Origin of the sequence: Burkholderia sp. NRF60-BP8 (genome assembly GCF_001522585.2) — a bacterium.
Classification (GTDB): domain Bacteria; phylum Pseudomonadota; class Gammaproteobacteria; order Burkholderiales; family Burkholderiaceae; genus Burkholderia.
Genome location: NZ_CP013372.1, coordinates 128,429 through 152,124 on the forward strand (window position 1 = coordinate 128,429; position 23,696 = coordinate 152,124).

Consider the following 23,696-nt stretch of genomic DNA (forward strand, 5'->3'; position numbering starts at 1 on the left):
GGGAAATTCATCGATTTCCCGCGGTTTTCATGCTGCCGAGCATTGACCGACTTGAAGCGGGCGCCTGAGGCCCGACTCGAACCGGCACTTCTCAAACATGCCCTTCATGCTCGATCGGGCTGCCATGCGCGGGCCGTGCGGCCAGCGACGGCAGCGGCGCACCGCTTGCCCGCGCCGCCCGCTTTGCCCACATCGCCGTCAAAATCGGCACGAGTATCGCCGTCACGAGGCACGCGGTCGCGACGATCGCGGTGGCCGCCGGCACCATCGGCTTGAACTTCGGAATCATCTCGCCGATGATCGCCGGGTTCGCGACCGCGGCGCCCGCCGTCGACGACGCGGCAAGCCCGGCCGTCCCGTTGCCGCCGCCCAGGACCTTGTCGGCGAGCATCAACGGCACGCCCGTCACGACGATCACCGCGAGCCCGAGCGCGATGCCCGGCAGCCCGCTCTTCGCGATCACGTTCAGATCGATGCCGTTGCCGAGCGCGAAGCCGAAGAATGGAATCAGCGGATGCACGCAGCGTCCGAACAATTCGCGCAGCTCCACATCGAGGTTGCCGAGCGTGAAGCCGATCAGGAACGGCAGCACCGCGCCGACGAAGAGCCGCGTCTCGAACACCGCGACGCCGGCCGCGCCGAGAATCAGCATGCTGACGAGCGGCCCCGATTCGATCGACATCAGCACGAACGCGCCGGCTTCTTCCCGGGTGCCGTACTGCTGCATCACGGCCGCATAGAGGCCGCCATTGGTCATGTCCATCGACGTCGTGATCGCGAGCAGCGACAGGCCCGCGAACAGGCCCGTGCGGATGCCGTCGTCGGGGATGAAGCGCGCGGCGATCACCGTCGCGAGCCATGCGACCGCGATTTTCGTCGCGAGCAGCGTGCCCGATTTGCGCAGCACGACGCCCGTCGCGCGCAGGTCGATCGTCGCGCCCATGCAGAAGAACCAGACGGCGAGAATCGGCACCGTGCCCGCGATCAGGCCGTTGGTGAAAGAGCCGAAGTATTTCCCGGCGTTCGGCGCGAACGTGTGCACGCACGCGCCCAGCAGCATCGGGACCAGCATGAGTCCGCCCGGAATGCGGTCGATGGCCTGTTTCAGCTTCACGTCTCCTCCGTGGACGTCGATGCGTCCCGTTGTCGAATGATGTCTGCTGACTGACTATAGGACAGGATTCGGAACGATGGTCCGTTTTTGTGAGTTTCGACGGTAGTCGTATACCCGTAATGCTAAATAGAGCTGATTTGAAAGGAATTTATCGATCCACCAGACGAGATCGAAAATCCGGATCGACGTTCCGAATTCAAGAAATGTGTGCTTCAATCCTCATCGGGGCGACCGGCGGCGACGGTGCCGGCGGCGGCCCCCTTCCCGATGGAGAACCGGCATGGACGTGCGGCATGGCATTCACGGCGAACACGCGAAGACGCTCGACACGGCCGGCCTGCGCCGGCATTTCCTGGTGGAGAAGGTGTTCGCGCCGGACGCACTGTCGCTCACCTACAGCCATATCGACCGCATCGTCGTCGGCGGCGCGTGGCCCGCGACGCGGCCGGTCGAGGTGCCGGCGTCGCTCGGCGCCGCGATGGGCGTGAGCCATCTGCTGGAGCGGCGCGAACTCGGGGCGATCAACATCGGCGGGCCCGGCTGGGTCGAGGTCGACGGCCAGCGTCATGCGGTGGGCACGGAGGAGGCGATCTACATCGGGCAAGGCGGGCAGGGTATCGTGTTCGGCAGCGACGATCGCGCGCAATCCGCGAAGTTCTACCTGAACTGCGCGCCCGCGCACACGGCCTATCCGACCCGCACGATCACGCTCGCGCAGGCATCGCCGGAAACGCTCGGCGACGCGGCCACGAGCAACCGCCGCACGATCTACAAGTTCATCGTGCCCGATGTATTGCCGACCTGCCAGTTGTCGATGGGGATGACGAAACTCGAGCCCGGCAGCGTGTGGAACACGATGCCGTGCCATACGCACGAGCGGCGGATGGAAGTGTATTTCTACTTCAACCTCGCCGCCGACGCGGCCGTGTTCCACATGCTCGGCGAGCCGCAGGAGACGCGTCACGTGGTGGTGCACGACGAGCAGGCCGTGATCTCGCCGAGCTGGTCGATTCATTCCGGCGTCGGCACGCAGGCGTACACGTTCATCTGGGGGATGGCGGGCGAGAACCAGGTGTTCAAGGACATGGACCACATCGCCGTTGCCGACCTGCGCTGACATCATGAAACGCGATACGCCCGATCTTCCCGCCGCCGATGCGCATGCCGTGCTCGCCGGCCTGTTCGACCTGACCGGCAAGGTCGCGATCGTCACCGGCTGCAACACGGGGCTCGGCGCGGCGATGGCCGTCGCGCTCGCGTCGGCCGGGTGCGACATCGTCGGCGCGAACCGTTCGTCGTCCGATGCAACGTCGGCGCGCGTGGCGGCCGCGGGGCGGCGTTTCGTCGACGTGCACGCGGACCTGTCGACGCTCGAGCCGGTCGAGCGGATCGTCGGCGGCGCGCTGGATGCTTTCGGCCACGTCGACATCCTCGTCAACAACGCGGGCATGATCCGCCGTTGCGATGCGCTCGAGTTCACCGAAGCCGACTGGGACGCCGTGATCGACGTGAACCTGAAGAGCGTATTTTTCCTGTCGCAGGCGGTCGCGCGGCAGATGGTGCGGCAGGGGCGCGGCGGCAAGATCGTGAACGTCGCGTCGATGCTGTCGTTCCAGGGCGGCATTCGCGTGCCGTCGTACACGGCGTCGAAGAGCGGCGTGCTGGGCCTCACGCGGTTGCTCGCGAACGAATGGGCCGCGCGCGGGATCAACGTGAACGCGATCGCGCCCGGCTACATGGCGACCGACAACACCGCGCCGTTGCGCGAGGACACCCGGCGCAGCGACGAAATCCTCGCCCGCATCCCGGCCGGCCGCTGGGGCGTGCCGGACGATCTCGCGGGCGCGGCGGTGTTTCTCGCGTCGCGCGCGTCGGACTACGTGCACGGTCATACGCTCGCCGTCGACGGCGGATGGCTCGCGCGCTGACCGGATCGCGCGACGAACGCGTTATGCTCTCCCGATTCGCATCTCACGGATTCACGGACATGACAGCAACGCCCAGGCAGCGCAAGCGCGATCAGGCGAACCAGGAAACCGGGGCGGACCTTGCGGCGGCAGGCGCCGTCGAGAAGCCCGATTCGGTTGCCGCCGTCGGCAAGGTCTTCACGATCCTCGCCGCGCTCGGCGAGCGCCGCGAGATCGGCATCAGCGAACTGTCGCACCAGCTCGGCATGTCGAAGACGACGGTGCATCGCTTCCTGCAGACGCTCAAGGCGCTCGGCTATGTCGCGCAGGAAGGCGAGACCGATCGCTACCGGCTGACGATCCGGCTGTTCGAGCTCGGCAGCAAGGCACTGGAGAGCGTGGATCTCGTGCGCGAGGCCGATCTCGAGATGCGCCGCATCGGGCAACTGACGCGCGAAGCCGTGCATCTCGGTGCGTTCGACGAGGACGCGATCATCTACATCCACAAGATCGACGCCGATTACGGGCTGCGCATGCAGTCACGCATCGGCCGGCGCAATCCGCTGTACAGCACGGCGATCGGCAAGGTGCTGCTCGCATGGATGTCGCCAGCCGACGCGCGGGCGGTGCTGGCCGGCATCGAGTTCAGGAAGTCGACCGCGAAAACGCTCGCGTCGGCGGATGCGGTGATGAGCATCCTGCCGCACGTGCGACGGCAGGGCTACGGCGAGGACAACGAGGAGCAGGAGGATGGGCTGCTGTGCCTCGCGGTGCCCGTGTTCGATCGTTTCGGTCGCGTGATCGCGGGGTTGTCGCTGTCGTTTCCGACGATGCGGTGCGGCGCGGACACGAAGGCGCATTACGTCGCGCTGCTGAAGGAGGCCGGGCAGGCGATCTCCGCGCGGCTCGGGCATCATCCGGAAGCGGCGGGCGTCGAAGCGACGACGGTCGCGCAGGATTGAGCGTGGGCCGGACGCGAACCGGCAAACCGAAAAAATACGGCGTTCACGAACGAACCATGCAGATGAAGACGACGATGCGCATCGGCATCGCGATGCTGGTGCTCGGCGCGAGCCTGGGCGCGCATGCAAAGAGCACGGTCGATTGCGGGAAGCTCGACGCAGCCGCGAGCGGCCCGGACGACAACTTCCGACCGCCGGCGTCCGGCACGGTCGTCGGGGCGGGGCGCGCGTATTTCTACTCGGCGCCCGACGCGCAGTGCGTCACGAAGCGGACCTTCATCGTCCCCGGCGATTCGGTGACCGTCTACAAGTCGCACGGGCGCTGGTACAACGTCATGTACGTGAACGGCAAGACCGGCGACGACGTCGAAGGATGGATCGAGCAGGGCCGCGTGCACCTCGGCGGTCAATACGGCGCGCGGTAGTCGCCGTTTGCGGCGCCGCTACACCGTCGCCGACGCGAAATCCCGCGTCAGGTGCGCCGCGCGCATGGGTCGCTGATACAGGTAGCCCTGCGCGTACTGGATTCCGACCGCATGCAGCGCGCGATGCTGCGCTTCCGTCTCCACGCCTTCCGCGATGATCTTCAGGCCGTAGTGATGCGCGACGGCCGCGATCCCCTCGATCAGCCCCGCGCTGCCATGGTCCAGCTGCGAGACGAACTGTCGGTCGATCTTCACGTAGTCGAACGGAAAGCGCGACAGCATGTCGAGATTGCTGTGATGCGTGCCGAAATCGTCGATCGCGAACTTCGCGCCTTTCGACCGCAGCGCCTGGAAGATCTCGGTGGTTCGCGCGTTCTTCTCGAGCAGGATGCGCTCGGTGACCTCAAGCACCAGCGTGAAGCCGGGCGGCAGCGCGCGGATCGCTTCCTCGACGACGGCCACGAACCGCCCGCGCTCGAGGTCCTGCGGTGCGACGTTCACGGCGATGCGCAGCGGCGCGGACGGCGTCAGTGCGGTCAGCTCGGACACGGCGGTGCGCAGCACGAATTCGGTGACCTTCGGCAGCACGGTGCTCGATTCCACCTGCGGGATGAACACGGCCGGGCTGATGGCCCCCCACTTCGGATGGTGCCAGCGCAGCAGCGCTTCGACGCCGACCGTCCTGCGTGTCTGCACGTCGACGATCGGCTGGTACACGACATGGAATTCGTTGCGCCGGAGCGCCTGACGCACCGCCTTCAGCAACAGCCGCCGCGGCGCCATCGCGAGCAGGTAGGCGGCCATCACGAGGCTGTCGGCCAGCAGCACGATCGTCGCGCAGATCAGCCGGTAGTGGCGCTGGACCTGTGACGCGTAGTGCGCCGAGGCGACGACCGACACCGTGAACGGCCAGTGCTGCGAAGCAATCGTGCTGCCGCCCGCGGGGCCTGCGTTCGTTTCCGGCGTGAACTTCCCGTGCTGATCGAGACGGCCCGAGCCCGCGATCGACAGCACGGCCGTCGCCGCTTCATTGCCGGTGCCGTGGGCGAGCGCGTCGGCCACGTAGTCGCCTTCGATCAGGTACAGGACGCCCGCGCCGCGCGCGGTGGCGCGAAACGCGGACAGCACCGGAATGTCGTGCTGGAACGGCGTCTGGCGCAGCAGCGTGACGATCGTCGATCCCGGTTCGGGTTCGCGTGCATAGGCGGCGAGCGGCAGGTCGATCGAACCGAGCGCCGACGAGCACATGACGCGCCCGTCGTTCACCAGCGCGACCGCACGCAAATAACGCAGGCGAGTGCCCACTTCGGCCAGCGTCCGGAACACCGTCGCACAGGGCCGCCCGACGAGTGCGGTCAGCTCGTCCGCGTGCCGAAGTCGAACGCCGTCCAGGATGCGGTCCACGGAGGTCACGATGTCGTTTGCCACGACGCGCTCGTGCGCGGTGACGGCATCGCGCGCGTAGCGGTCGGCCAGCACGATTGCAAACGCGGGCACGAGCACGCAGATGATCGCGGCGGCGAGAAACACGACGCGAGGCCACGCGCCGCTGCGCTGGAAAACGGGTTTCGAGCCGCGGGGGCGTGCCCACGGTCCTGCGGTCGCCTTTGGTGTTGTACGCATGGCGCGGCAAATCGAACCGGTCGATGTGCAAACGGCGCGCATGCCGCATGCCTGATTCGGGCCATGCGGCTCGCGCGCCGGTTTCGGGACGCCGGTCGGGTCGGCCGTTGCGACGGGCATCGGCACGAGCCTGTCGCGATCGACCATCTATCCGGCAGCATTCCGTAATAACATGCTCGCATCGAGCATGTATATGGACGCAGCGTACCGAAAAAAGCCCCGGCCGCACAGTGTGTGCAGCCGGGACGAAAGACACCGTCTCTTGGCACGAGGATGGTGCGCGGCAAGTATAAGATGCGGCGCGCCATTGCGAAATATTGTTGTCTAAATATTGATGAGATTTCGCGATTGTGTCTCAAAAAGAAACATTTTCATGTGGTGTCGTTGTCGGCCGACTGCCGCCGGCGTGTCAAAACCGGAGCGTTGCGATGGAGAAAATGCCGCCCCCGGTCATCGTGACCGACGGCGCCGCCGCGGCGGACGGTGGTTCACTGTGGATTCGGATCTCGGTGGACGGAGCTGCTCGCGACTATTCGCTCGATCGCGCGCTCGCGTCGCGCGGTACGCCGCGTTACGACAGCATCCGCGGCGCGCATGGCGTGCTGTCGAACGAAGAACGGCAGGAATTGCGGGTGCTGCTGGAACGCATTGCCGACCCCGGGATGTGGGCCGGCATCGTCGGCGCGTTCATCCAGGTGCTGAACCGCCCCGACGCATCATGAACGATGCGGTGCCCGCGGCGCTTCAGAAATCGTTGCGCATCTTGTGGAGCAGGCCGCTGGGCGACTGGTGCGTGTCCACGGCGGTGAGGACATCGGTCAGGAACCACGGCAGGTTCAGTTGCGTGTCGGAATCGCCGACGCAGACGCGGATCGGCGGCGCGCTGGAGGGGGAGCGGGCGCCTTGCGACGCATCCCGCGACGGCACGCAATTCTTTGCGTATGCCTGAGTCGGGGCCGCCGAGGCGGCGCCGGATGGCGCGCCGGCGATAGCCGGCACGCCGATGGTGGCAAACAGGGTCAGGACGGCGGCAAGCGCGACGCGTTTCATGAGAGTCCTCCGACGATGCTCGTTCGACCGACCGAGCCGCCGCGAGTTCGTTGGCGCGAGATGCCGGCCGGCCGCACCGCTGCAGGCTGCGGCGCTGCGCTTCACTTCACTTCACTTCACTGATACCCGTAACACTGCTTCAGCCCCGCGTAGTCGTAGAAGTGGCTGCCCGGCGCGATCTTCGCGCCGTCGCACGCGGCCTGGAAATCCGTCTCGCGCTCGTTGTACAGCATCTTCACGATGAGCCGCGACCCGTTGCGATAGACGTCCCACTGCATGTTCGCGGCCATCGGCGACACCTGGTCGCCGCGCCACGGGTTGTTCGCATACGTGTACGTCTGTGCCTGCGGTGTCGGCACGAACACGTTCTTCAGATTCATGATCGACGCGAACGGAATCACGATCTCCGCATGCGTGAAGCGCAGCTTCGCGGCGTGCGTCAGGTCCCCGCGCGCGATTGCGTCGACTTCGCCGAAGAAGTCGTCCTGCAGCACCTTCGCCATCCGGTACGTCACCGGGTTCACCTCCTGGATGCCGGGCCCCTTCTGATAGTAGTCCTCCACATCCTGCAGATACGCGAGATACTGCGCCTGCTCGGCGCCGATGTACTTCTCCATCGTGACGCCGCCGGTTTCCGCGGTCATGGCGGGCGCAACCTGCAACAGGTTGTACAGCACGTTCACCGCGTCGACGGCCGTCGCGATCTTCGTCTTGCCGTCGCCCTTCAGCGTGTTGGTGAATTTGCCGTCCGACGACGTGAACGCATAGGTGCCGGTGTTCGCGAACGTGTAGCCGTCGGAGCCGAGCTTCGCGATGAAGGCCGGCGACACGAGTGCGGACAGCACCGTCTGCGCGACGTCGGCCGCCTGCGGCGCGGCCTTGATCGCCTTCAGCTTCGCGGCCACCGTCGCGTCGTTTGCATAGGCCTGGTACGCCTGGCTCGCCTGATAGGTCGCGTAGTACGGATCGCTCGTGTCGGTCACGAGATCGGTGGCCGGCTTCAGCGAGTGGAAATACAGCAGGAAACGGTTGGTGCCGGCCGGCTGCGCGACCGGTGCGCTCGCCGGATAGCCGGCCGGCGCGGCCGGCAGCGTGATGGCCGGCGCCAGTGCCGGCTGCGCGGCGACGAGTGCCGCCGAGAAATACGTCGAGCTGTCGACCGCGCGATCCTGGCCCGAGTTGACGACGACCACCTGCCGGTTGCCCGAGGCGAACAGCGCGGGCAGCCGCTGCGCGAGACGCGCGGCGAGTTGCTGATGTTCGCGGATGCCGGTTTGAGTCAGGTTGCCGTAACCGGGCGTCGAGATGCCCTGCACGCCGTAGCCGAGCAGCGCATTGGCCTTCATCATCGCGTACGTGTCGGCCTTGAGCTGCGCGCCGAGCGTGGTCAGCGCGCCGTCGGCCTCGGCCTTGGCCAGCATTGCGTAAATCGCGCCGTCGTACTTGAAGCCCGACAGCCCGCGCGAGCCGTGACGTGCGACGAGTTCGGTATAGACCGGCGCGTAGCCGGCCGGCGGCGCTTCGTACGTTGCGGCGTCCTGCTGCGGGCGGTACGGCGTCTTCGTCTGGTAGTAGGTCGCGGGTGTCGGGGCCGGCGCGGGCTCAGGCATGGGCTGCGGCGCGGGCGCCGTGCCGTTGTTGTCGGCCGACGTGGCAGGCGGCGTCGAGTCGTCCCCGCCGCAAGCGGCGAGCAACAGGCAGGCAATCGTGAGAGCGGCGGCGGTGCGGATCGGGCGTGTCATCGTGGCGGGCAACGGACGGGACGATGCGCATGCGCGTCGTCCCGTCGCCGGGGGAATGTGGTTGAGCCCCGCAGTGTTGCAAGCGACTTTGACAGCAGAATGTCAGGATGCGGTCGGGCAATCGTCGGATTGCCGCCGGATCGACGATGATGGCCGACTCGAGCGGGCCCGGGGTCCGGCGTTCAGTGCAGCTCGGCCGATGCGATCGAGCGCACCGTGTCGGTGATGTTCACACAGCGCGAGAACCCGAAATGCTCGGCTTCGCGGCGTTCCGGTTCGCTGCTCGCGATTCCGACCGCGCGCTCCCTCGGCACGCCGAGCGCCTGCAGCGCGACGTCGAACGGATGCTGATTCGATCGGGAGTCCTGTTGATCGGTGTCCGTGACGACGACCGAGAAGCGGTCGAGGTTCGCGCGGCCGAACTGGCCTTCGAACATGTCGTTGAGCCGCGCGGCCGGCAGCGTCGTGACGAGGCCGAGCCGATATCCTTCTTCCGATGCCCGGTCCAGCCAACGGAGGATCGCGTCGCGTTGATGGCGCGACTCGCGCGAATCCGGCGTTGCTTCGATCTGCGCGAATGCTGCGTCGAGACGGGTGACGATGGCTTCGATGACCACGGTGATTCCTTTTCAGAAACGTGATGATCCGTTCGCCGACGGGAATGCCACACACCTTAGCGTCGATGCGGAAAACGCGACCAATCAATATTTATAGCCGACTCATACGATTCGACTAATGAATGGGGCGGCAAGCCAGAGCGGGCGCGGGATACGCGTCGCACGGCATTTCACGCACGCATCGCATCGTATCGACGGCCTTCGATGCGATGCACCGGCGTGGCGCACATTCCGGCTGCATCGCGCATATCCATATGGAAAAACGGCATATCGGACGATGCTCGCCCGATATGCCGCGCTGCGAGGCTGCGTGCGGACTGCGACGATTAATGCAGCTTGATCGACGGCTGGTTGCGGCTTTGCAGCCAGTGGCTCAGCGACTGGAACAGCGCGCGCTTGATGCCGACCACGCTGAACAGGTGCTTGCGATACAGGAACTTGTACAGCCCGATCGCCGCCAGTCCGTCGACGATCAGCGAGCGCGAGCGCATGCCGATATCCGCCTGATACACGGCGCCCGCATGCCCGAGCGACACGACGGTGCCCGCATCGCGGAACGTGAAGCCGGGCACGGGCTTACCGGCGACGCGGCGTGCGAATGCGTCGGCCAGATACACGGCCTGCTGATGCGCGACCTGCGCACGCGGCGGCAGGAACCCGCCTGCACCGGCCGACGGGCACGCGGCGCAGTCGCCGAACGCGTACACGTGCGGATCGTCGGGCGTCTGCAGCGTGTCGGTCACGATCACCTGGTTCGACCGGTTGAGCGCGATGTCGCCGATGTCCCGCAGCATCGCGGGGCCGGCGACGCCGGCTGCCCAGATCGTGATGTCGCTCGCGAGGCGTTCGCCGGTTGCGGTCGTCACGGCATCCGCGCCGACTTCCGCCACGCGCGTATCGGTCAGCACGTCGACGTTCAGCGCGCGAAGCTGCGCGTGCATCTTGCCGGACAGCCGTTCGTCGAGCGCCGGCAGGATGCGCGGGCCGCCTTCGATCAGCCGGATATGCACGTCGCGCGCGGACACCAGCGCCTTGAAGCGATACGTCGTCAGTTGCTGGACCGCATGCCGCAGCGCGGCGGCCAGCTCGACGCCCGTTGCGCCCGCACCGATCACGTTGATGCAGATCGGCGCGCCGCGCCGTGCCGGCTGCTGCTCGGCCAGGTGATTCGCCTTCGTGCAGGCAGCAAGGAACTTGCGGCGGAAATCCTCGGCCTGGTCGAGGTTTTCGAGCGGCAGCGCATGATGCGCGGCGCCCGGCACGTTGAAGTAGTTCGTCACGCTGCCGACCGCCAGCACGAGATCGTCGTAGTCGAGCACGCGTTGCGGCAGGATTTCCGTGCCGTCCGCATCCTGCACGGCCGCGATCGTCGCCGTGCGCGCCGCGCGATCGACCCGCTGCAGCGCCCCCTGCACGAAGCGAAAGCCGTGGCGCTTCGCCTGCGCCGCGTATTCGATCGTGTGGGATGCCGGATCGCGATGGCCCGATGCGGCTTCGTGCAGCAGCGGCTTCCAGAAATGCGTCGGATAGCGGTCGACGAGCACGACCTCGGCCTGCCCGCGGCGTCCGACCGTATCGCCGAGACGCGTCGCGAACTGCAGGCCGCCGGCGCCGCCGCCGACGATCACGATGCGCGGCAGGCGCGGTGCGCGGTCCGTTGCAAGGTGGGGCGTGGTGTAGTCCATGTTCGGCTCCCGCTGAATGACGATTCGGATGACATTGCTCAGGAACCGACGATATAGTTTCGAACCCACTCGAACAATTTAATGTTTATAAGCGACTCATATGTATTCACTTATAGGAAAGACCGCGACGTTCCGGCAGTTGAAGGCGCTGGACATGATTGCGCGGCTCGGCAGCGTGTCGCGCGCGGCCGAGGAACTGAACCTGACGCAGCCGGCCGTGTCGCTGCAGGTTCGGCTGCTCGAGGAGGCCGTGGGCGCCGCGTTGCTGCAGCGAGTGGGGCGCGGCGTGCAACTGACCGCGGCCGGCGAGATCGTGGCGCGCTATGCGCGCGAGATCCTGCATCTGTGGAGCGAGGCCGGCGACGAAGTGGCCGCGCTGACGGGCGATCTCGGCGGCACGCTGCGGATCGGCGCGATCACGACGGCCGAATACCTGATCCCGCCGCTGCTCGTCAAATTCACTGCCACGCGTCCGCACGTGAAGACGTATTTCAAGGTCGGTAATCGCGACGACATCATCCGCATGCTCGCGACGCATGAAATCGATCTCGCGGTGATGGGCAGCGCACCGAAGGAGCTGCGTACGCATGCGGTCGAGTTCGCGAAGCACCCGATGGTGTTCGTCGCGGCGCCCGACCATCCGCTGATGCGGCGCAAGCGCGTCGCGCTGAAGGATCTTGAATCCGCGCACCTGCTCGTGCGCGAACGCGGCGCCGGCACGCGCTCGACCGTCGAGAGCCTGTTCAAGAACGCGGGCCACCGCTTTCATGTGGGCTCCGAACTGTCGAGCAACGAGGCGATCAAGCAGATGGCCGAAGCCGGGCTCGGCGTCGCGTTCCTGTCGTTGCACGCGTGTGCGCTCGAACTGCGCACGGGGCTGCTTGGGCAACTGCCGTTTCCCGGCAACCCGATCGAGCGCGAATGGTATGTGGTGACCCTCGCCGACCGGCGCATCTCGCAGGTGACGGGGTTGTTTCGCGATTTCCTGATCAAGCAGGGCGCGCCGGTGATCGACGGCGCGACGGTGGCGCCGCACGAGCGGCGGCGCAAGTAGGCGACGTAAGTAGGCGACGTAAGCAAGCAGGGTGTCGACCGGCCGGTCAGACGAGCCCGAAGTCGTCGTTGCTGTCGGGAATCGACGCGAGCAGCCGTTCGAGCCGGTACCAGCCGACGATCCGCAGGCACCACGCGGCGACGGCGGGGCGGCCGCGGCGTGCGTGGGGGCCGGATGAAGGGCGGGTGGCGCGGGGCGAGCGTGCGACGAACGCCGCGCGTTGCGGACAGTAATGGGGCATGACGGGCTCCGTAGGTGTCGGATGAGCCGATCGTAAGCGGCGCGGCGCCCGTCGGCGCGCACGCAAGGATCGTCCCGAGCAGAAACGGATGATCTTTTTGTGCTCGATGCGCAGACGGCCGGGCACGGCCGGCACACCGGCGCGAAACGCGTCACAATGCGCATTCGTCACCCGATCTGGTGGAGACCCTCGATGAGCGATCCGATTCTTGCCGCGCCGACGGACAACGGCGTCCCGGTCAGCCTGCGCTCCAGCCGCGGGCTCGGCTGGCAGGGCTTCGGCGCGTCGCTGCTGGAGATCCGCGCGGGCACGTACCGGATTCCGGCAGCCGAGCATCACCGGATCGGCGTGCACATCGGCGCGCCGGTGCGGGCGGATTGCGTATGCGACGGCGAGCGCGTGTCGCGTATCCAGGCGCACGGCGACGTCGACGTGATTCCGGCCGGCCTGCCCGGCCAGTGGACCGACAGCGCCGACTGCCGGATTCTGCACATCGCGCTCAGCGACACCTTCGTGCGGCGCACGGTCGAGCAGCTCGAACTGAAGCCGTCGCACGCGCAGATCCGCCGGCGGCTGCAGGTGCGCGACCCGCGGCTGCAGCACATTGCATGGGCGATGGCCGCCGAACTCGAAGCGGAAGACGCATCGGATCCGCTCTATGCGGAAAGCCTGTGCACGGCGCTCGTCGCGCGGCTGGTCGACGGCCAGCCCGCGTTTCGCGAACGCCGGCGCACGCTCGCGCCGAAGGCCGCTGCGCGCGTGATCGACTATGTCGAAGCGAATCTCGACCGGCGCATGACACTGGCCGAGCTCGCGGCGCTCGTGTCGATCAGCGTGCCGCATTTCAAGGTACTGTTCCGCGAAACGCTCGGGATGCCCGTGCATCAGTACGTCGTGCGGCGGCGGGTGGAGCGCGCGAAGGCGCTGCTGCTCGAAGGGAGGCTCAGCATCAGCCAGATCGCGCTGGAAGCCGGGTTCGCGCATCAGAGTCACATGGCGAACTGGATGAACCGCGTGCTCGGCGCGACGCCGACGGAGATTGCGCGGTCGGGCGCGCGGGGCGGGTTGCGGCTGGCCTATGACGGCGAGGATGGAGGCAGGGACGCATAACGGAACAGCGATGCACGGGCGTTTCGTTCGATCCGACGGCAATTGTCCGACAGGGTGTTGGACAATTGCCGCGTTCGCTTCTCCGGCGCCCACGAGCGCTGTCGAAGCGCGACGCGTCGGATGTGAGCGGCGGTTCGTTTCAGGTGGGTTGTGCCTCGTGATCGGCAGATCGCCCGACCCGACGCGATCGGTGTCGCATCCAGCAGCGCGCATGGCAACGGCCGTTCATCCCGCCATCCTTTTCTGCTCGATTCATCCGTCCGTGCGCGCCACCCGGGCCGCGCATGCCGACAATCGCAGCACTTCCATCCCCCAAGGAGCGAATCGTGTTCGTGATCTTCGGCGCATCCGGCAACGTCGGCCAGTCGACCGTGACGACTTTGCGCAACGCAGGCCATTCCGTGCGCGCGGTGCTGCGCGACGCACGCCATCGTGAACGCTTCGTGCAACTCGGCTGCGATGTCGCGATCGCGAACCTGACGGACGCGCACGCGATCGCCGCGGCGATCGACGGCGCGCAGGCCGTGCAGATGCTGTGTCCGGTGCCGGTTGCCGACCCCGATCCGGCCGCGACGATGACGCGGACGATCGACGCGGCGACCGCCGCGCTCGCAGCGAATCCGCCGCCGGCGTTGCTCGCGTTGTCGGACTACGGTGCGGAGCTTGAAGGCAATACGGGTATCACGCGCCTGTTCCATGACTTCGAGGAACGACTGAAGACGGTTCCGACCCAGTTGACGCTGCTGCGCTCGGCCGAGCATGTGCAGAACTGGGCCCGCGTGCTGCCGGTCGCGCTGGGCACCGGTGTGCTGCCGAGCTTCCACCATCCGGTCGACAAGGTATTTCCGACGGTCTGGGCGCCCGACGTGGGCGTCGTCGCGGCGCGGCTGCTGCTCGATGCGCCGGAAGGCCGTGGCGGGCCGCGTATCGTCAGCGTCGAAGGGCCGCGGCGGGTGAGCGTGACGGCGATCGCGGATACGTTGGGCGCGGCCGCGGGCCGTGCGATCGTCGCGCACGAGCTGCCGCGCGACACGTGGAGCGCGACGCTGCTGCGTGCCGGGCTCGGCGAACGCCATGCGCAGCTGATCGTCGATTTGTACGACGTGCACAACGCGGGGCGGATCGACGTCGAGGCCGACGTGTCGGAGCGGGTGTACGGTACGACGCCGCTGGAGGAGGCCCTCGCGCAACTGGTGCGCCGGCATGTGCGTTGAGCGAAGCGTCGGCGCGCGGCGTGTCACGCAGGCCGTCGCACCTTGTTCAACACCGCAAACGACAGGGATCCGATCACGATCCCCCAGAACGCGGACCCGAGCCCGAGCCACGTCATTCCCGACGCGGTCGCGAGGAACGTGATCACCGACGCTTCGCGATGGTTCTCGTCCTCGAAGATCCCGTGCACGTTCGCGCCGATCGCGCCGATCAGCGCGAGCCCCGCCAGAATCGCGACGAACGCCTTCGGCAGTGCGAAGAACACCGTGACGATCGTGCCGGCGAAGAGGCCGCCGATCAGGTAGAACGCGCCGTTCGCGAGCCCGGCGACGTACCGTCGGTCCGCGTCCTCGTGCGCGTCCTTGCCGGTGCACAGCGCCGCGGTAATCGCCGCGACGACGATCGTGATCCCGCCGAAGCACGCGACGACCAGCGACATCACGCTGGTCGCGGTAATGATCGGGCGCGCCGGCGTGCGATAGCCGGACACGCGCAAAATCGTCATCCCCGGCAGGAACTGGCCGGTGAGGCTGACGACGACGAGCGGCAGCGCCAGGCTGAGCGTCGTGCCGAGCGTCCACTCGGGGGCGATGAAGATCGGCCGCGCGAGGCTCGGCGACACGTTGCCGAGATGCGTCATCCCGAGCAGCGTCGCGAGCGCGGCGCCCGTCAGCAGCACGAGCACGATGCTGTAGCGCGGCAGCAGGCGCCTGAAGATCACGTAGGCCGCGATCATCCCGAACGCGAGCGCGGGCTGCGCGGACGCGGCCGAGAACGCATGCATGCCGAACGGCAGCAGGATGCCGGCCATCATCCCGCAGGCGATGCCGCGCGGGATGTGGCGCACCAGCCGGTCGAAATAGCCGGAGACGCCGATCGCCAGGATGATCAGCGCAGCCGTGATGTACGCGCCGACGGCCTGATTGAGCGTCAGTTGCGGAAACAGGCCGACGAGCAGCGCGGTGCCGGGCGCCGACCACGCGGTGACGACGGGCACCTTCAGCTTCCAGCTGGCGACGAGGCCGGACACGCCCGCGCCGATCGAGATCGCCCAGACCCACGACGACACCATGTCGTTGGACGCATGCGCGGCCTGCGACGCCTGGAAGAAGATCGCGAGCGGGCCTGCATAGGAAATCAGGACCGCGAGAAAACCCGCGGTGATCGCGGAAACGGACCAGTCGTGGCCGAGCGTGCGGATCGCGCCGGGTGGGGTGTTCGGTTGCATCGTCGTCGGGGAATGCGGCGCGCGGCCGGGCGGCGGAGCCGGGGCGAATGATGGTTGGAAGCCCGGATGAGCCGCCATTCTGGACATTGCCGACGCAATTGGCAATTCGGGCGCGGCCGAGCGGCATTGTCGCATTTCGTAAGAATTGGCGCGCAAGCCCGGAGGGTCGACAGCGCGTGCCGGGCGACGTCACGTGCTGATCTGCAACACCTCGTCGACCACCGCCACTTTGATCCCGCTGCCCGTCGACAGCGACGCCGTGCCCTCGCCGAACGGATGCACGGGCGGATCGGTCGGCGTCCACGCATGGCGTGCGAGCAGTTCGCGATAGCCGCCGCGGATCACGAAGCCCCCGCATTTGCGCGCGTAGGCGTCGCGTCGCATCCGGTACGCGCGCGGCAGGTCGTACCACGGCAGCTTCGGCAGGTCGTGATGGACGAGGTGATAGTTGTTGTTCAGGTACAGCAGCCGCATCGCGAAGCCGGCTTCGTTGATCGCGATGCGCGCCTTCGGATGCGGTGCGGCGCGATGCTCGTACAGCGAGCGGATCATCGCGAGCGACAGCGCGGGCCATGTCACGAGCAGCAGGTAGTACCACCACGGCACGCCGATCGCGCAGTGCAGCCACGCGAGCAGCGCCGCCACGCATGCGGCATGCGTCGCCCACATCGGCAGATAACGAAAGTCGCCGCGCCGGAACGCGGCGAACGCATCGCCGAACGTCGCGGCGATGGCCAGCGGCGGCCCGACGACGATTCGTCCCACGAAAGTCTTGCGCGCGACCGTCAGCGCCCGGCGCCAGCGTGGCAGCCGCGCCCAGCGTGCGCGCGTCACGTAGTTCGTTTCGGGATCGATGCCCGGCACGGTCAGGTCTTCGTCGCGGTGATGGTCGAGGTGCGTGTCGCGATACAGCGTGTACGGATACCAGACGGTCAGCGGCGGATAGCCGAGCAGCTTGTTCACGAACGCGGAACGCGTCGGGTGGCCGTGCAGCAGTTCGTGCTGCAGCGACAGATGCCACGCGCCGAGCAGGATCAGCGGCGGCGTCGCGGCGGCGAGCGACAGGTGCCCGTCGCGCACGAGCAGCAGCACGGCGAGCCAGCCGCCGTAGATGACGACGACCAGCAGCCAGGTCGGCCACTCGGTGCGGGCGGTGAAGCGGGCGTCGAGCGCGGCGATCGCGCGCGCGTGGTCGACGTCGAAATATTCGGCCATGGCGTTGAGGCGGGGTGGATCGGGCAGTGCGGGGAACGAGCGAGGGAACCGGTGCGCTCGGCCCGGGTACGCTGGTGTCTCGCGGATCACGGTCGACCTGCACGGCGTCGCGCGCGGTGGCGGCGCCGACAGGCATTCGAACGGTACCGGGGCGGGGCGGCGACGCCAACCAATCGATTCGCATTTGCTTATCGTGCCGGCGCCGATAAGCATCGGGGCCGCCGCCGATGCGTAGAATGTCCGCATGAAGCCCTGGATCGCCGTCTTGCCGATGTACAACGTGACGCCGCGCCACACGGCCCTGTGGCGCGCGCTGCTGCGCGACGCGCTCGATGGGTTCGCGAAGGCGGGCGGGCCCGCCGGCGTCGTTTTGCCCGACGCGCCGTTCGACGACCTGCATGCGCTATGGCGGCGCGACGATCTGCTGCTGTCGCAGACCTGCGGCTATCCGTACCGGATGCTGGGCCTGCGCGATACCGTGCGATTGATCGCGACCCCGGTGTTCGACGCGCCCGGTTGCGACGGTGCGCGCTACAGCAGCGTGCTGGTCGTGTCGGCGCGCGCGCATGCGGGCGGCGCGACGACGCTCGCCGCATGCCGCGGATTGCGAGCTGCCTTCAACGGCGAGGATTCACACAGCGGGATGAATGCATTCCGGCACGCGATCGCGCCGCATGCGCGCGACGGCCGGTTTTTCGGCTCGGTCACGCCGTTCGGTTCGCACCTGAACGTGCTGCGTGCGCTGGCGTCGGGAGAGGCCGATTGCGCGGCGATCGACTGCGTGACGTTCGCGTACGTGCGCGACGCGCTGCCCGGTCTGCTGACGGATATCCGGATCGTCGGCGCGACGGCATCCGCGCCGGGATTGCCGATCATCGCGTCGCGGGCGCTGGCGGACACGCAGGTCGGCGCGTTGCAGGATGCGCTCGATCGCGCGGTCGCGGCCGATGCGCAGCGCGCGCGCGTGCTGAGGCTGAAGGGATTCGACCGGCTGTTGCCGGCCGACTACGACGCGATTGCGCGGTTCGAGCGGGAAGCCGTCGCGCTCGGCTATCCCGAACTCGCGTGACGCACGGGGCGCGGCGGCGCCGCGGCCGTCCGCCTCGCGGCCCGCTTACTCCTCGTCCATCAACCGGACCTTGACCCGCTTACCCTTGATCTTCCCGGCATTGAGCTTGCGCAGCGCGTCGCGCGCGACGCCGCGCTCGATCGCGACATAGGTCGAGAACTCGGTCACGTTGATCTTGCCGATCTGCTTGCCGTCGAACCCGGCGTCGCCGGTCAGTGCGCCGAGCACGTCGCCCGGACGAATCTTGTCCTTGCGGCCGCCGAGAATCTGCAGCGTTTCCATCGGCGGCAGCAGCACGCTGTCGTCCGCCGGCGTCAGTTCGGCGAGCGGATGCCATTCGACGTCGCGCTTCTGCGCCTGTTCGATCGCGCCGACGCGGCCCATCTCGTCCATGCTCGCGAGGCTCAGCGCCCAGCCGTCCTGATCCGCGCGGCCCGTGCGACCGATGCGGTGCACGTGCACTTCGGGGTCGGGCGTCACGTCGACGTTGATCACCGCTTCGAGCTGCGCGATGTCGAGCCCGCGCGCGGCGACGTCGGTCGCGACCAGCACCGAGCAGCTGCGGTTCGCGAACTGGATCAGCACCTGGTCGCGCTCGCGCTGATCGAGCTCGCCGTGCAGCGCGAGCGCGTGAAAGCCCTGCGCGTGCAGCACGGCAAGCAGATCGCGGCACTGCTGCTTGGTGTTGCAGAACGCGATCGTGCTCACCGGCCGGTAGTGGTTCAGCAACTGGCCGACCGCATGCAGCCGCTCGTCCTCGGTCACTTCATAGAAGCGCTGGCGGATCTTGCTGTCGTCGTGGCGTTCCGCGAGCTTGATTTCCTTTGGATTACGCAGGAACTGCTGGCTCAGCTTCGCGATGCCGTCCGGATAGGTCGCGGAGAACAGCAGCGTCTGGCGCGTCGTCGGGCACATCCGCGCGACCTTCGCGATGTCGTCGAAGAAGCCCATGTCGAGCATCCGGTCGGCTTCGTCGAGCACCAGCGTAGTCAGCGCGTCGAGCTTCAGATTGCCGCGATCGAGGTGATCCATGATGCGGCCCGGCGTGCCGACGACGATATGCGCACCGTGCTCGAGGCTCTGCGCCTGCGGACGCATCGGCGTGCCGCCGCACAGCGTCAGCACCTTCACGTTTTCCTCGGCGCGCGCGAGGCGGCGCACTTCCTGCGCGACCTGGTCGGCGAGCTCGCGCGTCGGGCACAGGATCATCGCCTGCACGTCGAAACGGCGCGCATCGAGGCGCGCGAGCAGCGCGAGCGAGAACGCGGCGGTCTTGCCGCTGCCCGTCTTCGCCTGCGCGATCAGGTCCTGGCCGGCCAGCGCGACCGGCAGGCTGGCCGCCTGGATCGGCGTCATGTCGACATAGCCGAGCTGCGCGAGGTTCGCGAGCGTGGCGGGCGTCAGCGGCAGCGCGCTGAACGGCGTGGCGGTCGGTTGGGTCAAGACAAGTCTCCGAGGTAGGGGCGGCCTTCCATCTGCTCGTAGACGACGTTGCCTTCGTCGTCCTCGAAGCGTTCGAGATAGTTGCGGGCGCCGCACAGCGGGCAGCGGAACAGCAGCCCCTGGCCCTCGTCCTTGATGACGACGTCGGACTGCTCCCACTGCGTGCCGCAGCTCTGGTTTCGGCAGGTAAACACGGTCTTTCTCCAGCTGAATTCGGTTGTGCGCCCTTTGCGGGCGGGCGCGGGCGTCGCACGGCCGCGGCGGTCGCGTGCACCCGCGGGCGCGGGGCGGTGCGGACGGGGGCGTAAGGGTGCGGCGCTGCGGATGATGGATCGGGAGGGCGATTCGGGATCGCGCGTGCCGCAATTCTAGCGGATACCGCGCGCCACGCCGGGCCGGATGCGGCGGAACCGGCGCAATCGGTCGATTTCGCCCGGGGTGTCGCGGTCGTGTGGCCGGTGGTGCGCACCGGCCGCCGGCCGCCGGGCGCCGACGCAAAAACGGCCATCCTCCCGGATGGCCGCAGATCGCCGGCTGCCGCCCCATGCACCGGAGCGAGGGCCTGTCCGCCTTTCAGGCGAACAGGCCGGAACGGGCAACGGTCGCCCGTCTGGTTCGGGTGGCGTGTCGCGGTTCGGCGCGTTACAGCGCCATGTCGGCGGACGCCTTCGCCGGGCGGGCCGGCGCGGCACCGGCGCCGGACGGAGCCGGCGCGCCCAGGTCGATCTTCGGCGGCGGCGCGAGTTGCAGCACGTCGCTCGTGTAGGTCCATTCCTCGACGACCTTCGCCGGGCTGTCGTTCAGCTTGGTGCCGTAGCTCGGCACGATCTGGCGGATCTTCTGCTGCCACTCGGGCGTCGCGACCTTGTCCTTGAACACCTTCTGCATCAGGTTCAGCATGATCGGCGCGGCGGTCGATGCGCCCGGCGACGCGCCGAGCAGGCCCGCGATGCTGCCGTCCTTCGAGCTGACGATTTCGGTGCCGAGCTTCAGCACGCCGCCCTTGACCGGGTCGCGCTTGATGATCTGCACGCGCTGGCCGGCCTGCCACAGGCGCCAGTCTTCCTTCTTCGCGTTCGGGAAGTATTCCTTAAGCGCGTTGAAGCGGTCGTCGTCGGACAGCATCAACTGGCCGGCGAGGTACTGCACCAGCGGGAATTCGTCGACGCCCACGCGCATCATCGGCGCGACGTTGTGCAGGTTGGTGCTCTTCGCGAGGTCGAAGTACGAGCCGTTCTTCAGGAACTTGGTCGAGAACGTTGCGAACGGCCCGAACAGGATGATCTTCTTGCCGTCGATGATCCGCGTGTCGAGGTGCGGCACCGACATCGGCGGCGAGCCGACCGACGCCTTGCCGTATGCCTTCGCGAGATGCTGCTTCACGACCTCGGGGTTGTCGGTCACGAGGAACGAGCCGCCGACCGGGAACGCGCCGTAGTCCTTCGCTTCGGGGATGCCCGACGTCTGCAGCAGGTGCAGCGCACCGCCGCCCGCGCCGATGAACACGAATTTCGCGTCGACCGCTTGCGGCGGTTCGTCCGAGTGCAGCTTGACCCACGACACGTGCCACGTGCCGTCGGCGTTGCGCGAGATCTCGCGTACTTCGCTCGACAGCGACAGCGTGAAGTTCGGCTGCGTCTTAAGGTAGCCGACGAACTGGCGCGTGATCTCGCCGAAGTTCACGTCGGTGCCGATCGGCGTCCACGTCGCGGCCACCTTCTGGTTGCGATCGCGGCCTTCCATCATCAGCGGCACCCACTGCTTGATCTGGTCGTAGTCTTCCGAATACTGCATCCCGCGGAACAGCGGGCTGGCCTGCAGCGCTTCGTAGCGTTTCTTCAGGAAGCGGACGTTGTCGTCGCCCCAGACGAAGCTCATGTGCGGCGTCGAGTTGATGAACGAATGCGGGTTCTTCAGCACGCCCTGTTTCACCTGCCACGCCCAGAACTGGCGCGAGATCTGGAACGACTCGTTGATCTCGATCGCCTTCGAGATGTCGATCTTGCCGTCCGCCTTCTCCGGCGTGTAGTTCAGCTCCGCGAGCGCCGAGTGGCCGGTGCCGGCGTTGTTCCAGCCGTTCGAGCTTTCCAGCGCGACGCCGTCGAGGCGCTCGACCATCGTCATCGACCAGTCGGGCTGGAGTTCGTGCAGCCAGACGCCGAGCGTCGAGCTCATGATGCCGCCGCCCACCAGCAGGACGTCGACCTTCTTCGTGTCGGCGGCGTGCGCGGACGATGTCGCGACGCACAGCGCGAGCGCCGACAGTATTACCCGTAACGTTTTGATCACAGCAGATCCCTTTTTCAACTTGGATGCATCGGTTTGCCATGCCGCCCGGCGCGCGGTTCCCGCGGTTTCGTTACGCCGAAACACGGCTCCGGAGATCCGGACCGCGAATCCGGAACTCCGGATCGACGCTGCGCGCCGTTGCATTTGCGCACGCGAAGCCATTCGGAAGGACACCTTCGGATCGGCTTCCCGCGAGCCGGCAAGCGCCCGCGTCGCAACGGTGCGCCACGCGTCCGGGCCGTGGCGGCAAGCCCGAGCGGACGGCGCTTCGGGCCGCGTCGAAAGAGGCCGCGTGCGACGCGTTTTGCCAGGGCGGGACGGCAAGGGGCGCGTAATATAACCGAACTCGGACAACGTGTCGCAGACGCTGAATATCCCTGTTTTTGTGGGGTTTTTCGTGCGTCCGGGTTTCCGGAAAAGGGGGGCGGGAAAGCGGGATTTCGCGGGGAGCGCAGTGGCGTCGGGCGGCCGACGTCAATGCTTCGCCGGCGAGGTTGACCGGCTGCGCCGTGCGATGGCTGAAGGGGAGCGCAAGCGGCGGACTCGAGCCGTATCGTGACCGGCGCGCGCGGCTACGATGGAGAGTGGGTCGAATCCATCTTTGCGCAAATTACTGGATGTGGCGAGTGCCGGTTGACGTGCCGTCGCCTCCCCTTCCGCCCGCGTCGCTTCGAGCGAAACGAGTCGGAACGGCTGAACGAAACCCGACGTTCGTCGCAGCCTCGCTTTTTCTTCGACTGACGTTCAAGAAATCAATTCGAAGTGTTTTCTGCCGTTCGGCACTGCATCGACGACAAGTCGCCGATCGAAGCTCGCGAGCTTGCCGCTGTGCGCGCGAGCGAGCGCGAGCAGATACGTGTCGGTCAGCTGCGCAGAGGACAACAAGCGAGTCGCATCGACGTGTTCTGCGTCGAGCAAGCTCACATCGTCCGGCCAGAAAGTATGGCCTGCGTGGCCCCGCAGTTGCGCGACGAGCGGCGCAACGGATACCGGCGAACCCATCGTATTCGGATATTTTGGATGACCGATGATCCGAAGAACGCCGTTCTCGGTCAGGGGGCATGTGGCCCAGCTAGCGTATCCGACGCGACCGAACCATGCGTGCGCGGATTCGTGCTGAACGTGCGAAGGGTCCAGCAATGCAATAAGAACATTGACGTCGAGAAGGTAGGTGATCAAAGCGAATCGTCACGAAGTTGATTAACAGTATCAAGCGTGACCGGGTGGGCTGACGACGAGACCGGCATCAGAGGTAACCCGTTGCGGCTCGTCTGGTTGGCCGGCGTTCGCTGCAATGCGGCGCGAGCGAGTTCGGAAATGACCTTGCCGATACTTGTACCCGGCCTTGCACGTTCCCGGGCGAATGCGAGGACGTCGTCATCGATATCGATCGTGGTACGCATGAGGTGGTTCTCCCATTCAGCATCAAACAGCTCCATTTTACTACAATTGCATCAAGCATCAAGCATCAAGCATCAAGCATCGAAGGGCTTCGAAGGTATGGCAGGGCCTTTGATTTACGGGAAATTTGCTCCAGGAATTCAATCAAGTATTTGATTTGTAAGGAAGATTGTTGTGCGCCTCGTGCCGGGAGCGATCGATCTGGTTCTGCATGCTGGCGCTGCGTCGAGGTGCGAAATGACCGGCGCAAGAACCTTCGCTATCTGTCACGGGTGCGTATGCCGACCTGATGCACAGGATCCGCACCTT

Annotated in this window: 23 protein-coding genes; 9 read left to right on the forward strand and 14 right to left on the reverse strand. The window is 66.9% G+C overall.

The genetic code is table 11. The annotated features are described in order from the left end of the window. Nucleotides 1–91: 91 nt before the first annotated feature. A complete protein-coding gene (gene kdgT / locus WS54_RS00610) occupies nt 92–1,114 on the reverse strand; it encodes a 2-keto-3-deoxygluconate transporter (RefSeq protein ID WP_034205709.1) in 1,023 nt (340 codons plus the stop codon). A 280-nt stretch (nt 1,115–1,394) separates the two neighbouring features. On the opposite strand from kdgT, the gene kduI reads away from it, so the two are divergent. The 4 genes from kduI (at nt 1,395) to WS54_RS00630 (ending at nt 4,408) form a co-directional block, all read left to right on the forward strand. Next, nucleotides 1,395–2,231 (forward strand): 5-dehydro-4-deoxy-D-glucuronate isomerase, encoded by an 837-nt coding sequence (kduI, locus tag WS54_RS00615; protein ID WP_059786450.1) that lies wholly within the window; start codon nt 1,395–1,397, stop codon nt 2,229–2,231. A gap of 4 nt (nt 2,232–2,235) precedes the next feature. Beyond that, complete coding sequence (gene kduD / locus WS54_RS00620; RefSeq protein ID WP_059786453.1) at nt 2,236–3,042, forward strand: 2-dehydro-3-deoxy-D-gluconate 5-dehydrogenase KduD; 807 nt, start codon at nt 2,236–2,238, stop codon at nt 3,040–3,042. A gap of 59 nt (nt 3,043–3,101) precedes the next feature. Then, nucleotides 3,102–3,983 (forward strand): DNA-binding transcriptional regulator KdgR, encoded by an 882-nt coding sequence (gene kdgR, locus WS54_RS00625; protein WP_059786455.1) that lies wholly within the window; start codon nt 3,102–3,104, stop codon nt 3,981–3,983. Between the two features lie 62 nt (nt 3,984–4,045). After that, nucleotides 4,046–4,408: a hypothetical protein gene (locus tag WS54_RS00630; RefSeq protein ID WP_059786610.1), complete on the forward strand. Its 363-nt coding sequence runs from the start codon at nt 4,046–4,048 to the stop codon at nt 4,406–4,408. A gap of 18 nt (nt 4,409–4,426) precedes the next feature. On the opposite strand, the gene WS54_RS00635 is transcribed toward WS54_RS00630, so the two are convergent. Then, the gene (locus WS54_RS00635) at nt 4,427–6,031 is read right to left on the reverse strand and encodes an EAL domain-containing protein (protein ID WP_059786613.1); all 1,605 of its coding nucleotides are present in this window, start codon (nt 6,029–6,031) and stop codon (nt 4,427–4,429) included. A gap of 350 nt (nt 6,032–6,381) precedes the next feature. On the opposite strand from WS54_RS00635, the gene WS54_RS00640 reads away from it, so the two are divergent. Continuing rightward, nucleotides 6,382–6,753, forward strand: coding sequence for a hypothetical protein (locus WS54_RS00640; RefSeq protein ID WP_236872723.1), 372 nt, complete (start codon nt 6,382–6,384; stop codon nt 6,751–6,753). A 22-nt stretch (nt 6,754–6,775) separates the two neighbouring features. Here the strand turns inward: WS54_RS00640 and WS54_RS00645 are convergent, their stop codons facing one another. The 4 genes from WS54_RS00645 to WS54_RS00660 all read right to left on the reverse strand — a co-directional run bounded on the left by WS54_RS00645 (nt 6,776) and on the right by WS54_RS00660 (nt 11,125). Beyond that, the gene (locus WS54_RS00645; RefSeq protein ID WP_034205704.1) at nt 6,776–7,081 is read right to left on the reverse strand and encodes a hypothetical protein; all 306 of its coding nucleotides are present in this window, start codon (nt 7,079–7,081) and stop codon (nt 6,776–6,778) included. A 116-nt stretch (nt 7,082–7,197) separates the two neighbouring features. Then, complete coding sequence (locus WS54_RS00650; RefSeq protein ID WP_059786458.1) at nt 7,198–8,823, reverse strand: histidine-type phosphatase; 1,626 nt, start codon at nt 8,821–8,823, stop codon at nt 7,198–7,200. Nucleotides 8,824–9,005: 182 nt separating this feature from the next. Beyond that, nucleotides 9,006–9,440: a phosphatase gene (locus tag WS54_RS00655; RefSeq protein WP_059786461.1), complete on the reverse strand. Its 435-nt coding sequence runs from the start codon at nt 9,438–9,440 to the stop codon at nt 9,006–9,008. A gap of 326 nt (nt 9,441–9,766) precedes the next feature. Next, the gene (locus tag WS54_RS00660; RefSeq protein ID WP_059786464.1) at nt 9,767–11,125 is read right to left on the reverse strand and encodes an NAD(P)/FAD-dependent oxidoreductase; all 1,359 of its coding nucleotides are present in this window, start codon (nt 11,123–11,125) and stop codon (nt 9,767–9,769) included. Nucleotides 11,126–11,225: 100 nt separating this feature from the next. On the opposite strand from WS54_RS00660, the gene WS54_RS00665 reads away from it, so the two are divergent. Further along, entirely contained in the window at nt 11,226–12,179 is a 954-nt protein-coding gene (locus WS54_RS00665; RefSeq protein ID WP_059786465.1) for a LysR family transcriptional regulator, read from the forward strand. A gap of 46 nt (nt 12,180–12,225) precedes the next feature. Here WS54_RS00665 and WS54_RS00670 read toward each other — a convergent pair whose 3' ends face one another. Beyond that, on the reverse strand, nt 12,226–12,420 hold the full coding sequence (locus WS54_RS00670) for a hypothetical protein (protein WP_059786468.1): 195 nt from the start codon (nt 12,418–12,420) through the stop codon (nt 12,226–12,228). A gap of 192 nt (nt 12,421–12,612) precedes the next feature. On the opposite strand from WS54_RS00670, the gene WS54_RS00675 reads away from it, so the two are divergent. Further along, nucleotides 12,613–13,530 carry an AraC family transcriptional regulator gene (locus WS54_RS00675; protein WP_034205698.1) on the forward strand — a complete coding sequence of 306 codons (918 nt, stop codon included), beginning with the start codon at nt 12,613–12,615 and terminating at the stop codon, nt 13,528–13,530. A 326-nt stretch (nt 13,531–13,856) separates the two neighbouring features. Continuing rightward, nucleotides 13,857–14,744 (forward strand): NAD(P)H-binding protein, encoded by an 888-nt coding sequence (locus WS54_RS00680; protein WP_059786471.1) that lies wholly within the window; start codon nt 13,857–13,859, stop codon nt 14,742–14,744. Nucleotides 14,745–14,767: 23 nt separating this feature from the next. Here the strand turns inward: WS54_RS00680 and WS54_RS00685 are convergent, their stop codons facing one another. Then, complete coding sequence (locus WS54_RS00685) at nt 14,768–15,970, reverse strand: benzoate/H(+) symporter BenE family transporter (protein WP_059786475.1); 1,203 nt, start codon at nt 15,968–15,970, stop codon at nt 14,768–14,770. A 189-nt stretch (nt 15,971–16,159) separates the two neighbouring features. Beyond that, nucleotides 16,160–17,185, reverse strand: a complete 1,026-nt coding sequence (locus WS54_RS00690) for a fatty acid desaturase (RefSeq protein ID WP_059786478.1) — start codon at nt 17,183–17,185, stop codon at nt 16,160–16,162. Between the two features lie 244 nt (nt 17,186–17,429). On the opposite strand from WS54_RS00690, the gene WS54_RS00700 reads away from it, so the two are divergent. Continuing rightward, a complete protein-coding gene (locus WS54_RS00700) occupies nt 17,430–18,254 on the forward strand; it encodes a phosphate/phosphite/phosphonate ABC transporter substrate-binding protein (RefSeq protein WP_059786482.1) in 825 nt (274 codons plus the stop codon). A 45-nt stretch (nt 18,255–18,299) separates the two neighbouring features. Here WS54_RS00700 and dbpA read toward each other — a convergent pair whose 3' ends face one another. The 5 genes from dbpA to WS54_RS00725 form a co-directional block, all read right to left on the reverse strand. Next, a complete protein-coding gene (dbpA, locus tag WS54_RS00705) occupies nt 18,300–19,697 on the reverse strand; it encodes an ATP-dependent RNA helicase DbpA (RefSeq protein ID WP_059786486.1) in 1,398 nt (465 codons plus the stop codon). After that, entirely contained in the window at nt 19,694–19,891 is a 198-nt protein-coding gene (locus tag WS54_RS00710; protein WP_006483193.1) for a hypothetical protein, read from the reverse strand. The genes dbpA and WS54_RS00710 overlap by 4 nt, the downstream gene beginning before the upstream one ends. Nucleotides 19,892–20,339: 448 nt before the next feature. After that, nucleotides 20,340–21,986: a malate dehydrogenase (quinone) gene (gene mqo / locus WS54_RS00715; protein ID WP_059786489.1), complete on the reverse strand. Its 1,647-nt coding sequence runs from the start codon at nt 21,984–21,986 to the stop codon at nt 20,340–20,342. A gap of 744 nt (nt 21,987–22,730) precedes the next feature. After that, the gene (locus WS54_RS00720; protein WP_218921213.1) at nt 22,731–23,165 is read right to left on the reverse strand and encodes a TA system VapC family ribonuclease toxin; all 435 of its coding nucleotides are present in this window, start codon (nt 23,163–23,165) and stop codon (nt 22,731–22,733) included. Then, complete coding sequence (locus WS54_RS00725; protein WP_027781942.1) at nt 23,162–23,389, reverse strand: DUF2191 domain-containing protein; 228 nt, start codon at nt 23,387–23,389, stop codon at nt 23,162–23,164. Before WS54_RS00725 ends, WS54_RS00720 begins: the two co-directional genes overlap by 4 nt. Nucleotides 23,390–23,696: the final 307 nt, after the last annotated feature.

Bases quoted from the DNA above. Each gene is read 5' to 3' on its own strand.
- kduI (WP_059786450.1), top strand. From the start codon at position 1,395: ATGGACGTGCGGCATGGCATTCACGGCGAACACGCGAAGACGCTCGAC.
- kduD (WP_059786453.1), top strand. From the start codon at position 2,236: ATGAAACGCGATACGCCCGATCTTCCCGCCGCCGATGCGCATGCCGTG.
- kdgR (WP_059786455.1), top strand. From the start codon at position 3,102: ATGACAGCAACGCCCAGGCAGCGCAAGCGCGATCAGGCGAACCAGGAA.
- WS54_RS00630 (WP_059786610.1), top strand. From the start codon at position 4,046: ATGAAGACGACGATGCGCATCGGCATCGCGATGCTGGTGCTCGGCGCG.
- WS54_RS00635 (WP_059786613.1), bottom strand. From the start codon at position 6,031: ATGCGTACAACACCAAAGGCGACCGCAGGACCGTGGGCACGCCCCCGC.
- WS54_RS00645 (WP_034205704.1), bottom strand. From the start codon at position 7,081: ATGAAACGCGTCGCGCTTGCCGCCGTCCTGACCCTGTTTGCCACCATC.
- WS54_RS00650 (WP_059786458.1), bottom strand. From the start codon at position 8,823: ATGACACGCCCGATCCGCACCGCCGCCGCTCTCACGATTGCCTGCCTG.
- WS54_RS00660 (WP_059786464.1), bottom strand. From the start codon at position 11,125: ATGGACTACACCACGCCCCACCTTGCAACGGACCGCGCACCGCGCCTG.
- WS54_RS00665 (WP_059786465.1), top strand. From the start codon at position 11,226: ATGTATTCACTTATAGGAAAGACCGCGACGTTCCGGCAGTTGAAGGCG.
- WS54_RS00670 (WP_059786468.1), bottom strand. From the start codon at position 12,420: ATGCCCCATTACTGTCCGCAACGCGCGGCGTTCGTCGCACGCTCGCCC.
- WS54_RS00675 (WP_034205698.1), top strand. From the start codon at position 12,613: ATGAGCGATCCGATTCTTGCCGCGCCGACGGACAACGGCGTCCCGGTC.
- WS54_RS00685 (WP_059786475.1), bottom strand. From the start codon at position 15,970: ATGCAACCGAACACCCCACCCGGCGCGATCCGCACGCTCGGCCACGAC.
- WS54_RS00690 (WP_059786478.1), bottom strand. From the start codon at position 17,185: ATGGCCGAATATTTCGACGTCGACCACGCGCGCGCGATCGCCGCGCTC.
- WS54_RS00700 (WP_059786482.1), top strand. From the start codon at position 17,430: ATGAAGCCCTGGATCGCCGTCTTGCCGATGTACAACGTGACGCCGCGC.
- WS54_RS00725 (WP_027781942.1), bottom strand. From the start codon at position 23,389: ATGCGTACCACGATCGATATCGATGACGACGTCCTCGCATTCGCCCGG.